The following is a 13556-nucleotide window of genomic DNA, read 5'->3' as shown; positions in this document are numbered from 1 at the left end:
TGTGAATTGCTGACGCCGGAATCACGGACCGGCGTCGGTTTTTTCCTTATGGCTCGTCGTCTCAGTGCACCAGTAGGCCGGTGAACCAGTAGGCCTGGGCCAGGGTGATCAGGCCGACGATCGTTGCAAAGAATAGGCTGTGCTTGAGGGTGAACCGGAACAGATCCGATTCCTTGCCCACCAGGCCGGTCGCGGCGCAGGCCACGGCGATCGATTGCGGCGAGATCATCTTGCCGGTCACGCCGCCGCTGGTGTTGGCGGCCACCAGCAGGGTGTCGTTGACGCCGATCTGGTGCGCGGTGGTCGCTTGCAGCGAGCTGAACAGGGCGTTGGACGAGGTGTCCGAGCCGGTCAGGAACACACCCAGCCAACCGAGGAACGGCGAGAAGAACGGGAACGCCGCACCGGTCGCGGCCAGCACCAGGGCCAGGGTCGAGGACATGCCTGAGTAGTTGGTGACGAAGGCGAACGCCAGCACCATGCCGATCGACAGGATCGGCCAGCGCAGCTCGTAGAAGGTCTCTTTCAAAGTGGTCAGACCAGTTTTGAAGTCGATCTTCAGCACCGCCATCGAGATCAGCGCGGAGAAGAAGATCGCCGTGCCGGTGGCGGAGATCGGGTCGAGCTTGAACACCGCCGGGATTGCAGTCGGCGTGGCGACGATGGGCGCGGTCTTGATCACCAGTTGATCGAGGTGCGGGATCGCGAAGTTGAACACCCAGGCGTACATCGAGCCGCCGGCGGCGAACATGGCCTTGAACGGCTTGAGGGTCCAGATGGTCACCAGCACGGTGAGGATCAGGAACGGCGACCAGGCCTTGAAGATTTCACCCAGGCTGTAGGGCGATTCGACGGTCGTGCGCTTCTGGCCGAAACCGCCTGCGCTGGCCGTCACCACCGAAGCGGAAACGGCGCCGGCGATGTGTTGGCCGGCGGCGCGTTTTGGCTGCCAGACCTTCAGGAACAGAGTCAGCGAAATCAGGCTGGCGAGGGCCGAGGTGATGTCCGGCAGCTCCGGGCCAATGAAGTTCGAGGTGAAGTACTGGGTCACGGCGAAGCTCAGGCCCGCCACCAGCGCAGCCGGCCAGGTCTCACGCACGCCGCGTAGGCCGTCCATCATGAACACCAGCCAGAACGGCACGAACAGCGACAGCAGCGGCAGTTGGCGGCCGGTCATGGCGCCGATCTTGAACGCGTCGATGCCGGTCACTTGGCCGGCGACGATGATCGGGATCCCCAGTGCACCAAAGGCGACCGGCGCGGTGTTGGCGATCAGGCACAGGCCGGCGGCGTACAGCGGATTGAAGCCGAGCCCCACCAGCAGCGCGGCGGTGATGGCCACCGGTGCGCCGAACCCGGCGGCACCTTCCAGGAATGCGCCGAAGCAGAAACCGATCAGCAGAACCTGCAGACGTTGGTCGTCGGTGATCGACAGCACCGAGCTGCGGATGACTTCGAACTGGCCGCTCTTGACCGTCAGTTTGTAGAGGAACACGGCCGCCACGATGATCCAGGCAATCGGCCACAGACCGTAGGCGAAACCGTAGCCGGCGGCGGCGAAGGCCATGTCCACCGGCATGTGGAACGCGAAGATCGCCACGGCGATGGCCAGCGCCAGGGTGATGCTGCCGGCGACATGGCCCTTGAGGCGGAACACCGCCAGGGCGAGGAAGAAGAAGACGATGGGGATGACGGCCGCGAGGGCGGACACGCCGAGGCTGCCGAGCGGGCTGTAGAGCTGTTGCCAGGTTTGCATATGGGGTGGCCCCTAATTGTTGTTGGTCAGGCACTGTCAGCAATTTGGGTAATTGGTAAGACCAATTTACAATCGCTGTCGGCTAGGGTAAAAGCCTCGGTATCGGTGTGTCAATTTGCCGCCCTAAAACTTTTGTCGAACAACCGGACGACCGGGCCGGTTGAACCGGTCGAATCGATGGGATCTGAGAGGTGCCGGCAACGCGGCGATAGGCCAGAATAGAGAGCCCGGCGAGCGGTCGGGGTCGTGGAGAATTGAGTGATGGGGTTTGATCAGATACGTCAGCGCCGTTTGTCTGACGATATTGTCGAGCGGCTTGAGGGGATGATTCTCGAGGGCACGCTGAAGTCCGGCGAACGCTTGCCGGCCGAACGTACGCTGGCCGAACAGTTCGGGGTGTCGCGGCCGTCGCTGCGCGAAGCGATTCAGAAGCTGACGGCCAAGGGCCTGTTGGTCAGCCGCCAGGGCGGCGGCAACTATGTGGTGGAAAGCCTCGGTTCGACCTTCAGCGATCCGCTGCTGCAACTGCTGGAGAGCAATCCTGAGGCCCAGCGCGATCTGCTGGAGTTTCGGCACACCCTGGAGGCATCGTGCGCCTATTACGCGGCATTGCGCGCGACCGACGTGGATCGCGAGCGGCTGACGGCGGCGTTCGAGGAACTGCAGGATTGCTATTCACGGCACGACGAAGTGAGCCGGGCGGAAGAGGGTGCGGCGGACGCGAAATTTCATCTGGCGATTGCCGAAGCCAGCCACAACGCCGTGTTGCTGCACACCATCCGCGGGCTGTTCGACCTGCTCAAGCGCAACGTGGTGACCAACATCGGCGGCATGTACAAGCAGCGCGCGGAAACCCGCGACATGCTGATCACCCAGCATCGGGAACTGTATCAGGCGATCGTCGAAGGGCGGGCGGAACAGGCGCGGGAAGTATCCAGCCGGCACATTCTGTATGTGCAGGAAGTGCTGGAGGAAGTGCGTCAGGAGGTTCAGCGCGTGGCCCGGGCGGAGCGGCGCAAGGGGATGTGACGGCGGTTTGCCTGGCTTGATCTGTGGCGAGGGAGCTTGCTCCCTCGCACGGCACTTGATGACCGGACTGGCGTCAGTCTTCCTTGCCCTTGTTGCGCACGGCGCGCTGCAGTTCGCGGCCGGCGTCGCGTTCGCGCTCGGTGTCGCGCTTGTCGTATTCCTTCTTGCCCTTGCCCAATGCGATTTCGCATTTGACCATGTGCTTGCTCCAGTAGAAGGACAGGCATACGCAGGCGTAGCCCTTCTGCTGGACGGCGGCGGACAGCTTGTCCAGCTCGCGGCGATTGAGCAGCAGCTTGCGGGTGCGCACCGGGTCAGCGATGACGTGGGTGCTGGCGGTCATCAAGGGCGTGATGTGGCTGCCGAGCAGCCAGGCTTCGCCATCCTTGAGCAGCACGTAGCTGTCGACCAGCTGCAGCTTGCTTGCCCGCAGACTCTTTACTTCCCAACCGGCCAGAACCAGACCGGCCTCGAACTTGTGCTCGATGAAGTAATCGTGTCGCGCCTTTTTGTTCTGCGCGATGGTTCCTGTTGGGTGTTTTTTCTGTTTGGCCATAGGGGCGGCATTATATGGAGATAAACGGCTGGCGGCTACGGTGATGCGCGCGCTTGAGCAGGTTGAGTGAATCCCGGACAATGCGGCCTCTTTTTCGAACGCTTGGGCGTGATAAACGATGTCGACAGACAAGGTTTCTGTCCACGGCAGTTGGGCTAGCCGCTGGGTTTTCATATTGGCGGCGACGGGCTCGGCCGTGGGCTTGGGCAGCATCTGGAAGTTCCCCTACATGGTCGGGGTCTACGGCGGCGGCGCCTTTGTGCTGATGTTCCTGGCGTGCATCGCCCTGATCGGGATCCCGGTGATGCTCGCCGAAACCCTGATCGGCCGGCGCGCCCGGCAGAGCCCGGCCAACGCCCTGAAGGTGCTGGCGCTGGAGGCGGGGCACACGGCCAAGTGGTCGTGGGGCGCGTTCGCCGGGATGATCACGGCGCTGCTGATCCTGTCTTTCTATAGTGTGGTGGGCGGCTGGTCGCTGGACTACATCGTCGACATGGGGCGCGGCGACTTCCAGGGCGCCAGCGCCGATCAGGTGGGCGCCTACTTCGGCAACGTGATCGCCGACCCGTGGCGCCTGACGTTGTGGCACACCGTGTTCATGCTGCTGTCGGCCGTCGTGATCGCCAAGGGCGTGGTCGCCGGTCTTGAGCGCAGCCTGCGGATCATGATGCCGCTGCTGTTCGTGATGGTGCTGGTGCTGCTCGGCTACAGCATGACCACCGGGCATTTCATGGAAGGCGTGCATTTCATGTTCGACTTCCATCCGGACAAGGTGCTCGACGGCCTGCTGCCGGCGATGGGGCATGCGTTCTTCTCGCTCAGCGTGGGCGTCGGTTCGATCATGATCTACGGCGCTTACATGCCGAAACACACCTCGCTGTCCGGCACCGTCGTGGGTGTCGCGCTGCTCGACACGTTCGTGTCGCTGCTGGCGGGGCTGGCGCTGTTTCCGATCGTGTTCGCCGGTGGCCTGAACCCCAGCGAAGGGCCGGGGCTGATGTTCGTCAGCCTGCCGTTCGCCTTCGGCAACGTCGCGTTCGGTCAGCTGATGGGCGTGGTGTTCTTCGTCCTGGTGGCCATCGCCGCCTGGAGCTCGGCCATTTCCTTGCTGGAGCCGATGGTCGCCTATCTGGTGGAGCGGACTAAAATCAGCCGTGCGTGGGTGACGTTCTGGCTGGCCTTCATTTGCTGGTTCGTCGGCCTGGGCACGGTGTTCTCCTTCAACATCTGGAAGGAGGCCAAATTCTTCGTGAACGAAGGTGGCCTGTTCCACCTCTACCAGTGGGGCGCGGCGGGCGGTCTGGATTTCTTCGGCGTGATCGATTTCTTCACTTCGCGGATCATGCTGCCGCTCGGCGGGTTGTGTTTCGTGATGTTTGCCGGTTGGGTGATGGGGCGTGAGGCGGTGCGTGACGAGCTGTCGATCCGCAGCCCGGCGCTGTTCGCCTTGTCCCTGTTCTTGATGCGCTATGTGGCGCCTATCGGCATTCTTGTGGTGTTTGCCGCCCAGCTCTGGAAGTGACGCTGACATGACGACACATATTCAACGTTCGGCGCTGTTGCCTTATCCGGCGCAGTTTCTCTACGACCTGGTCAACGACGTGGCGCGCTACCCGGAGTTCCTGCCTTGGTGTTCGTCCGCCGAGGTGCTGGAAAGCTCGGACGTCTACATGCGCGCCAGCGTCGGCGTGGCCAAGGGCGGCCTCAGCCAGCATTTCGTCACCCGCAACACGCTGGTGCCGGGGCAGTCGATCGAGATGAACCTGGAAGAGGGGCCGTTCACGCAACTGCACGGCATCTGGGTGTTCAAGCCGTTGGGCGAGAAGGCGTGCAAGATCAGTCTGGACTTGTCGTTCGACTACGCAGGACCGCTGGTGCGCGCCACCCTCGGCCCGCTGTTCAATCAGGCGGCCAACACCCTGGTGGATGCGTTCTGCCAGCGCGCCAAGCAGAAGCATGGTTGATCCGGTGATCGAGATCGAAGTGGTGTATGCCGCCGTCGACCGTCAGATCCTGCGTTCGGTGAGCGTGGGCGAGGGCACGACGGTGCGCGCTGCGCTCATGGCCTCGGGCTTGGGCAGCGAGTGTCCGGAGCTGGATCTGGCCGGCTGCCCGTTGGGCATTTTCGGCAAGGTGATCGCCGACCCGCAAGTGCGTGTGGTTCAGGCAGGGGATCGCATCGAGGTCTATCGCCCGTTGCTGGCCGATCCGAAGGAAGTGCGGCGTCTGCGTGCGGCCAGGGCCGCCGAGACGAAAGCGCGAAACCAGTGAGTCGGCCGGTGGCCAGGCAATAAAAAACCCGGAATCTCCGGGTTTTTTATTGCGTCGCAAATTATTGCGGCGAGGTTTCCAGCGGCTCCGGCGTCGGCACCGGAACGGTTTCCACGCCATCCACGTCCTTCTGGATCTGATCCAGCAGGGAACCCGGCTTGACCGGTTTTTCCGGTTTCGGCTTCTCGCCGTTTTCTGTGGCAGGGGCGGTCACGGTGGTGCCGGTGTCCTTGCCGAGGATGGCTTCGTCACGGCTTACGCCGGGCATGAAGTCACCGGAGAGGCTGACGAGCTGGTCGTTCGCGTTGAAGTTGACGCTGATGCGTTCCTGTTGGCGTTCACCGCCGCCCGGCTGCAGGCTGTACAGGTAATCCCAGCGGTCGGGGTGGAATGTGTCGGCGATCAGGGGGTTGCCCATGATAAACCGCACTTGCCGCCGGGTCATTCCCGGACGCAACTGGTCTATCATGTCCTGCGTGACGACATTGCCCTGCTGGATGTCGATTTTGTAAACCCCGGGGAATGAACAACCGGCGAGTGCGAGCAGTCCCACGAAGGTGAAACTGGTTAGCAAGAGCTTGGTGTTTTGCATCGGTGGGCGACTTCCACTATCTTGGCTGGGACAACGTAAACGCCGATCATACCCGCATTAAGAGAAGCTGCGAAGCAGCATCGCGAGAAAGCTGACCATGGTTGAAAATAGCGAACTACGCAAAGCCGGCCTCAAAGTGACCCTGCCTCGGGTCAAGATCCTGCAAATGCTGGACTCCACCGAGCAGCGCCACATGAGTGCCGAAGACGTCTACAAGGCGTTGATGGAGGCTGGCGAGGACGTCGGTCTGGCCACGGTCTACCGTGTCCTGACCCAGTTCGAAGCGGCCGGCCTCGTGGTCCGTCACAATTTCGACGGCGGCCACGCGGTATTCGAACTGGCCGACAGCGGACACCACGACCATATGGTCAACGTGGAAACCGGTGAGGTGGTCGAGTTCGTCAGCCCGGAAATCGAAAAGCTCCAGAAGGCGATCGCCGAAGAGCACGGTGTCGAGTTGGTCGACCACAATCTGGTGCTGTACATCCGCAAGAAAAAGTAAGCCTGTCGCGCGAGCGTCAGGTTCGCGAAACGAACGAAGGCGACCCGAGGGTCGCCTTCGTGCTTTGTGCAGGGGTCAGGCCTTTGCGGCGACGACCATCTTTTTGGCGTGTGCCAGGGACTCCTTGGTCAGGTCGATGCCGCCGAGCATCCGCGCCACCTCTTCTATGCGGTCGTTCTTGCCCAACCGGGACACGGCCGTGTGGGTGGCCTGTTCGCCGCGCACCTTGTGCACGAACAGGTGCTGGTGCCCTTGGGCCGCTACTTGAGGCAGGTGGGTCACGGTCAACACCTGGCCCCGTTCGCCAAGGCGCCGCAGCAACTGGCCGACAATCTCTGCCGTCGGCCCGCCGATCCCCACGTCCACTTCGTCGAACACCAGCGTCGGCACGCGGGAGGTCTGGGCGGTGATGACCTGGATCGCCAGGCTGATCCGGGACAGTTCGCCGCCGGACGCCACTTTGGCCAACGCCTTGAGCGGTTGGCCGGGGTTCGCGCTGACCAGCAGTTCCACGTGTTCCAGGCCGTTGGGCTGCAGCTCGTCGCTGTCGTTGGGGCGAAGCTCGATGGTGAAGCGGCCGCCCGGCATGCCCAGGCGTTGAATCTCCTGCTCCACCGCGCCGGCCAGGCTGCCGGCGGCCTGATGCCGCAAGTCACTCAGCTCCCGGGCCTTCTCCTGATAATGACGGGCGAAAGCGTTGAGCTCCTCGCCCAGCCGCTCGATGGATTCGTCATTGGCGTTCAGGGTTTCGATTTCGTCCAGCAGCCTCTGCTGCAGTTCGGCGACCTCGGTGGGTTGGATCCGGTGTTTGCGCGCCAGGGTATAGATGGTGTCCAAACGTTCTTCCAGATACTGCAGGCGTGCCGGATCGGCGTCGAAGTTGTCGAGGAACCGGTTGAGTTCGCCCACGGCCTCTTCGACCTGGATCTGCGCGCTGGTCAGCAGGCTGCTGGCCTCGTTCAGGGCGCCGATGGTGCTGTTGACGCTGGTCAGGCGATTGAGGCAAGCGGTCAGGGCGCTCAGCACGTTGCCGGAATCGCTTTCGCTGCAATGGTCAACCACTTGTCGGCAAATGCCGAGCAGGGCCTCAGCGTTGGTCAGGTTCTTGTGTTCCTGCTCCAGTTCCTCCAGCTCGTTTTCGCCGAGTCCGAGGTTTTCCAGCTCTTCGAGCTGATAGCTGAGCAATTGGTGGCGTGCGCGCTGCTCGTCGCCGGAATTGGAGAGACGCTCCAGTTCCTGGCGGGTCTGGCGCCAACGCTGGGCGGCCAACTGCACCTGGCGGGCGAGGTCGGTGGCGCCGGCGTATTCGTCGAGCAGGCGTCTGTGGGTGTCGGTCTTGAGCAGCGATTGGTGTTCGTGCTGGCTGTGGATGTCGATCAGCAGTTCGCCGAGGGCCTTGAGGTCGCCCAAGGGGCAGGGGGTGCCGTTGATGTAGCCGCGGGAGCGGCCCTCGCTGGTGATGACCCGGCGCAGGATGCACGGGCCGTCGGTTTCCAGGTCCCGTTCGGCCAGCCAGGCGCCGGCCTCGGGGATGTCGCCCAGGTCGAAGGTCGCCAGGATGTCGGCCTTGTCGGCGCCGGGGCGCACCACGCCGCTGTCGGCGCGGTCGCCGAGGGTCAGGCCCAGGGCGTCGAGCATGATCGACTTGCCGGCGCCGGTTTCACCGGTGATCACGCTCATCCCGCGATCCAGCTCGAGATCGAGGTGTTCGACGATGGCGTAGTTGTGTACGGACAGGTGCACCAGCATGTGGGCCGCTCCCAGGCTTGAGGTCTGGTTATTTATACAGTGTTTTGTTTTGGGCTGACAATGCCTTCCCTTAGCTCGATTGGCTTGGATGCGATCGGCGGTTATCGCGTGCGGGAATGACAATGCGGCACTTTTTTGTAGGGTTAATCGCGCCAGGCCCTTGAAGCCTGATTTTGCGGCCCCATATACCGGGGCAGAGCGCGGGTAGAGCCCGCGGACGATATTGAAAGGAGAATTCTATGGCTGACGAACAGACAGTGGATACGCAAAATCCAGAAGCCAATCAGGCGCCCGAAGCGTCGGGCGATGACCTGGCGACCCGTGTGCAAGTGCTCGAAGAGCAACTGGCCGCCGCGCAGGATCAATCTCTGCGCGTAGCCGCCGATCTGCAGAACGTCCGCCGCCGTGCCGAGCAGGACGTCGAGAAGGCGCACAAGTTCGCGCTGGAGAAGTTCGCCGGCGACCTGCTGCCGATCGTCGACAGCCTGGAGCGCGGCCTCGAGCTGTCGAGCCCGGACGACGAAAGCATCCGTCCGATGCGCGAAGGCATCGAACTGACCCTGAAGATGTTCCACGACACCCTCAAGCGCTACCAGCTCGAAGCGATCGACCCGCATGGCGAACCGTTCAACGCCGTTCACCATCAGGCGATGGCCATGCAGGAGAGCGACGATGTCGAGCCGAACAGCGTCCTGAAAGTGTTCCAGAAGGGCTACCAGCTCAACGGCCGCCTGCTGCGTCCGGCGATGGTCGTGGTCAGCAAGGCGCCGGCGCCGATTTCGCCTTCGATCGACGAGAAGGCTTGAAATCTGCCGTAAGGCCCCCATTTAGAAGTCAAGCGTTTAAGTGCTACCGCAGTTGGCCAAGACCGCTGCGGCAACCAAATCCAAAGTTTCGGGAGAGTGAACATGGGCAAAATTATCGGTATCGACCTGGGGACTACCAACTCCTGCGTCTCCGTGCTGGAAAACGGCAAGGCCAAAGTGATTGAGAACGCCGAAGGCGCGCGCACCACGCCTTCGATCATCGCTTACGCCAACGACGGCGAAATCCTGGTCGGCCAGTCCGCCAAGCGTCAGGCGGTGACCAACCCGCACAACACACTGTTCGCGGTGAAGCGTCTGATCGGTCGTCGTTTCGACGAAGAAGTCGTGCAGAAAGACATCAAGCTGGTGCCTTACAAAATCGTCAAGGCCAGCAACGGTGATGCATGGGTCGAGGCCGCCGACAAGCAAATGGCTCCGCCGCAAATCAGCGCCGAAGTCCTGAAAAAGATGAAGAAGACCGCCGAAGACTATCTGGGCGAAGCGGTTACCGAAGCGGTCATCACCGTTCCGGCCTACTTCAACGACAGCCAGCGTCAGGCCACCAAGGACGCCGGTCGCATCGCCGGTCTGGACGTCAAGCGCATCATCAACGAACCGACGGCCGCTGCGCTGGCCTACGGTATGGACAAGGCCAAGGGCGATCACACGGTCATCGTTTATGACCTGGGTGGCGGTACTTTCGACGTGTCGGTCATCGAGATCGCCGAAGTCGACGGTGAGCACCAGTTCGAAGTATTGGCCACCAACGGCGATACGTTCCTGGGTGGTGAAGACTTCGACATGCGCCTGATCGACTACCTCGTCGACGAGTTCAAGAAAGAGTCGGGCATGGATCTGAAGAACGATCCGCTGGCGCTGCAGCGTCTGAAAGAAGCCGCCGAGAAGGCCAAGATCGAACTGTCTTCTTCTCAGTCGACCGACGTCAACCTGCCGTACATCACTGCAGACGCGTCCGGTCCGAAGCACATGAACGTGAAGATCTCCCGTGCCAAGCTGGAATCGCTGGTCGAAGATCTGGTGAACCGTACCATCGAGCCATGCCGCATCGCCCTGAAAGATGCCGGCATCGACGCCAGCCAGATCAACGACGTGATCCTGGTCGGCGGTCAGACCCGTATGCCGCTGGTGCAGAAGGCAGTGACCGATTTCTTCGGTAAAGAAGCACGTAAAGACGTCAACCCTGACGAAGCTGTTGCCATGGGTGCTGCGATCCAGGGCGCCGTTCTGGCTGGTGACGTGAAAGACGTCCTGCTGCTCGACGTCAGCCCGCTGACCCTGGGCATCGAGACCATGGGCGGCGTGATGACCGCGCTGATCGAGAAGAACACCACGATTCCGACCAAGAAATCGCAAGTGTTCTCGACCGCCGACGACAACCAGGGCGCCGTGACCATTCACGTCCTGCAGGGCGAGCGCAAGCAAGCCGCACAGAACAAGTCCCTGGGCAAGTTCGACCTGGCCGACATTCCGCCGGCTCCGCGCGGCGTGCCTCAGATCGAAGTGACCTTCGACATCGACGCCAACGGCATCCTGCACGTCGGCGCGAAAGACAAGGCCACCGGCAAGACCCAGTCGATCGTGATCAAGGCCAACTCCGGCCTGTCCGACGAAGAGATCGAGCGCATGGTGCGTGACGCCGAGGCCAACGCCGAGGAAGACCGCAAGTTCGAAGAGCTGGCCGCTGCCCGTAACCAGGGTGACGCACTGGTTCACTCGACCCGCAAGATGATTGCCGACGCGGGCGACAAGGTCACCGCCGAAGAGAAGACTGCGATCGAAGCGGCTGTGGTTGCCCTGGAAGCCGCCGTCAAGGGCGACGACAAGGCTGCCATCGACGCGAAGGTCGAAGAGCTGTCCAAGGTCTCCGCTCCGGTTGCCCAGAAGATGTACGCCGAACAGGCCCAGCCTGCCGAAGGCGCGGCACCGCACGACGAGAAAGCCGAAAAGGCTGACGATGTCGTCGATGCCGAGTTCGAAGAAGTCAAAGACCACAAGTAAGTTGTTGGTCGGCCGGTTGACTGCCGTTGGGCGGTGACTGGTAGGATGTCGCCGCGCGGGAGCTTGCTCCCGCGTTGGCGTATCTGGAATACGCGAATTTTTACAGCATGCGACAACGTTCGGATGCTGGCGGCATGGCCGGAAATGCTCCTGCTTTTCGCGCCGCAAGTGCCGCATCGGATCAAAGACCAGGATCGTTGAAATTGACGTGAGTTGGGTCCGGGCCTGTTTGGGGGCTCAACGAGTTCGGCGAAGCTCAGGAGGGGTTTGCCGAACGTCCTTAAGAGTGCGAAGACTTATGGCAAAGCGTGACTATTACGAAGTGTTGGGTGTGGAGCGCGGCTCAAGCGAAGCCGAGCTGAAGAAGGCTTACCGCCGCCTGGCGATGAAGCATCACCCGGACCGTAATCCTGATGACAAGGCGTCGGAAGAACTGTTCAAGGAGGCCAACGAGGCCTACGAAGTGCTGTCCGACTCCAGCAAGCGCGCCGCCTACGACCAGTACGGCCACGCCGGCGTCGACCCGAGCATGGGCGGCGGCGGTGCTGGCTTCGGCGGCCAGAACTTCTCCGACATCTTCGGCGACGTGTTCAGCGACTTCTTCGGCGGCGGCCGCGGCGGTTCCCGCGGCGGCGCACAGCGCGGCAGCGACCTGCGCTACACCCTGGAGCTGAACCTGGAAGAGGCGGTGCGCGGCACGACCGTGAACATCCGCGTTCCGACGCTGGTGAACTGCAAGCCTTGCGACGGCTCGGGCGCCAAGAAGGGTTCCTCGCCGTCCACGTGCCCGACCTGCGGCGGCATCGGCCAGGTGCGCATGCAGCAGGGCTTCTTCTCGGTGCAGCAGACCTGCCCGCGCTGCCATGGCCAGGGCAAGATCATCACCGACCCGTGCGACTCCTGCCACGGCGAAGGCCGTGTCGAAGAGTACAAGACCCTGTCGGTGAAAGTGCCGGCCGGCGTCGACACCGGCGACCGCATCCGTCTGTCCGGCGAGGGTGAGGCGGGCACCCAGGGCGGGCCGACCGGCGATCTCTACGTGGTGATCAACGTGCGCGAGCACGCGATCTTCCAGCGCGACGGCAAGCACCTGTTCTGCGAAGTGCCGATCAGCTTCGTCGATGCGGCGCTGGGCGGCGAGCTGGAGATCCCGACCCTTGATGGCCGGGTCAAGCTGAAGATCCCGGAAGGCACCCAGACCGGCAAGCAGTTCCGCGTGCGCGGCAAGGGCGTGGCGCCGGTGCGCGGCGGCGGTGCGGGCGACCTGATGTGCCGGGTGGCGGTCGAGACGCCGGTCAACCTTGACCGTCGTCAGCGTGAGCTGCTGGAGGAGTTCCGCAGTTCGCTGGCGGGCGACAACAGCCATTCCCCGAAAACCGCCGGTTGGTTCGACGGCGTGAAACGCTTCTTCGGCGATCTGTAAGGAGTCGGCATGCGACGTATAGCTGTGATGGGCGCTGCCGGGCGCATGGGCAAGATCCTGGTCGAGGCGGTGCAGCAACGCGCACCGCTGACCGGCCTGACGGCCGCCATCGTTCGTCCCGGCAGCACGCTGATCGGGGTGGATGCCGGTGAGCTGGCTTCGCTGGGCCGCATCGGCGTGCCGCTGTCCGGCAACCTGGAGTCGGTGGCGCAGGAATTCGACGTGCTGATCGACTTCACGCTGCCGGAAGTGATGCTGAAGAACCTGGCGTTCTGCCGCAAGGCTGGCAAGGCCATGGTGATCGGCACCACCGGTCTGGATGCTGCCCAGAAGCAGATCCTGGCCGAGGCCGGCCGGGAGATCCCGATCGTGTTCGCCGCCAACTTCAGCGTCGGCGTCAACCTGTCCCTGAAGCTGCTCGACATGGCGGCGCGGGTGCTGGGCGACGAGGCGGACATCGAGATCATCGAGGCTCACCACCGGCACAAGATCGACGCGCCGTCGGGCACCGCGCTGCGCATGGGCGAAGTGATCGCCGATGCGCTGGATCGCGATCTGCAGAAGGTGGCGGTGTACGGCCGTGAAGGACATACCGGCGCCCGCGAGCGGGAGACCATCGGTTTCGCCACCGTGCGCGGCGGCGATGTGGTGGGCGATCACACCGTGCTGTTCGCCTGCGAGGGCGAGCGCCTGGAGATCACCCACAAGGCCTCGAGCCGCATGACCTTCGCCAAGGGCGCGGTGCGTGCCGCGCTTTGGCTGGATGCCCGCGAGCCGGGTCTGTACGACATGCAGGACGTGCTGGACCTGAAGTAAGGGATCAGCAAGCAAACAAACAAAAGGCGCCTAAGGC

At 62.9% G+C, this 13556-nt stretch carries 13 protein-coding genes; 9 read left to right on the top strand and 4 right to left on the bottom strand.

What is annotated here, in order from left to right:
- Window positions 1-61 precede the first annotated feature (61 nt).
- Window positions 62-1756, bottom strand: a complete 1695-nt coding sequence (locus CAG29_RS19370; RefSeq protein WP_085578401.1) for a lactate permease LctP family transporter — start codon at window positions 1754-1756, stop codon at window positions 62-64.
- 261 nt (window positions 1757-2017) lie between these two features.
- On the opposite strand from CAG29_RS19370, the gene CAG29_RS19365 reads away from it, so the two are divergent.
- A complete protein-coding gene (locus tag CAG29_RS19365) occupies window positions 2018-2785 on the top strand; it encodes an FCD domain-containing protein (RefSeq protein WP_085694970.1) in 768 nt (255 codons plus the stop codon).
- A 73-nt stretch (window positions 2786-2858) separates the two neighbouring features.
- Here CAG29_RS19365 and smpB read toward each other — a convergent pair whose 3' ends face one another.
- Window positions 2859-3341 (bottom strand): SsrA-binding protein SmpB, encoded by a 483-nt coding sequence (smpB, locus tag CAG29_RS19360; protein WP_085578405.1) that lies wholly within the window; start codon window positions 3339-3341, stop codon window positions 2859-2861.
- Between the two features lie 118 nt (window positions 3342-3459).
- Here smpB and CAG29_RS19355 point away from each other — a divergent pair, with 118 nt between their 5' ends.
- Genes CAG29_RS19355 through CAG29_RS19345 form a run of 3 tightly spaced genes read left to right on the top strand, consistent with a single transcriptional unit; the run spans window position 3460 to window position 5612 of the window.
- Window positions 3460-4863 (top strand): sodium-dependent transporter, encoded by a 1404-nt coding sequence (locus CAG29_RS19355; RefSeq protein WP_085578407.1) that lies wholly within the window; start codon window positions 3460-3462, stop codon window positions 4861-4863.
- Window positions 4864-4870: 7 nt separating this feature from the next.
- Window positions 4871-5305 carry a type II toxin-antitoxin system RatA family toxin gene (locus CAG29_RS19350; protein WP_085578409.1) on the top strand — a complete coding sequence of 145 codons (435 nt, stop codon included), beginning with the start codon at window positions 4871-4873 and terminating at the stop codon, window positions 5303-5305.
- On the top strand, window positions 5298-5612 hold the full coding sequence (locus CAG29_RS19345; RefSeq protein ID WP_085694969.1) for an RnfH family protein: 315 nt from the start codon (window positions 5298-5300) through the stop codon (window positions 5610-5612). The genes CAG29_RS19350 and CAG29_RS19345 overlap by 8 nt, the downstream gene beginning before the upstream one ends.
- Before the next feature lie 61 nt (window positions 5613-5673).
- Here the strand turns inward: CAG29_RS19345 and CAG29_RS19340 are convergent, their stop codons facing one another.
- Entirely contained in the window at window positions 5674-6204 is a 531-nt protein-coding gene (locus CAG29_RS19340) for an outer membrane protein assembly factor BamE (protein ID WP_085578413.1), read from the bottom strand.
- 97 nt (window positions 6205-6301) lie between these two features.
- On the opposite strand from CAG29_RS19340, the gene fur reads away from it, so the two are divergent.
- Complete coding sequence (fur, locus tag CAG29_RS19335; RefSeq protein ID WP_007915216.1) at window positions 6302-6706, top strand: ferric iron uptake transcriptional regulator; 405 nt, start codon at window positions 6302-6304, stop codon at window positions 6704-6706.
- 75 nt (window positions 6707-6781) lie between these two features.
- On the opposite strand, the gene recN is transcribed toward fur, so the two are convergent.
- Window positions 6782-8455 carry a DNA repair protein RecN gene (gene recN / locus CAG29_RS19330; RefSeq protein ID WP_085578414.1) on the bottom strand — a complete coding sequence of 558 codons (1674 nt, stop codon included), beginning with the start codon at window positions 8453-8455 and terminating at the stop codon, window positions 6782-6784.
- A gap of 239 nt (window positions 8456-8694) precedes the next feature.
- Between recN and grpE the strand changes: the two genes are divergently transcribed.
- The 4 genes from grpE to dapB all read left to right on the top strand — a co-directional run bounded on the left by grpE (window position 8695) and on the right by dapB (window position 13519).
- Window positions 8695-9261: a nucleotide exchange factor GrpE gene (grpE, locus tag CAG29_RS19325; RefSeq protein ID WP_085578416.1), complete on the top strand. Its 567-nt coding sequence runs from the start codon at window positions 8695-8697 to the stop codon at window positions 9259-9261.
- A 102-nt stretch (window positions 9262-9363) separates the two neighbouring features.
- The gene (gene dnaK, locus CAG29_RS19320; RefSeq protein WP_085578418.1) at window positions 9364-11280 is read left to right on the top strand and encodes a molecular chaperone DnaK; all 1917 of its coding nucleotides are present in this window, start codon (window positions 9364-9366) and stop codon (window positions 11278-11280) included.
- A gap of 298 nt (window positions 11281-11578) precedes the next feature.
- Window positions 11579-12703, top strand: coding sequence for a molecular chaperone DnaJ (gene dnaJ, locus CAG29_RS19315; protein ID WP_085578420.1), 1125 nt, complete (start codon window positions 11579-11581; stop codon window positions 12701-12703).
- A gap of 9 nt (window positions 12704-12712) precedes the next feature.
- Window positions 12713-13519 carry a 4-hydroxy-tetrahydrodipicolinate reductase gene (dapB, locus tag CAG29_RS19310; protein WP_085578422.1) on the top strand — a complete coding sequence of 269 codons (807 nt, stop codon included), beginning with the start codon at window positions 12713-12715 and terminating at the stop codon, window positions 13517-13519.
- Window positions 13520-13556: the final 37 nt, after the last annotated feature.

The organism is Pseudomonas sp. B7(2017) (assembly GCF_002112745.1).
In the GTDB taxonomy this organism is placed as follows: Bacteria; Pseudomonadota; Gammaproteobacteria; order Pseudomonadales; family Pseudomonadaceae; genus Aquipseudomonas; species Aquipseudomonas ekonensis.
This window is presented reverse-complemented; position numbering and strand designations above follow the sequence as displayed.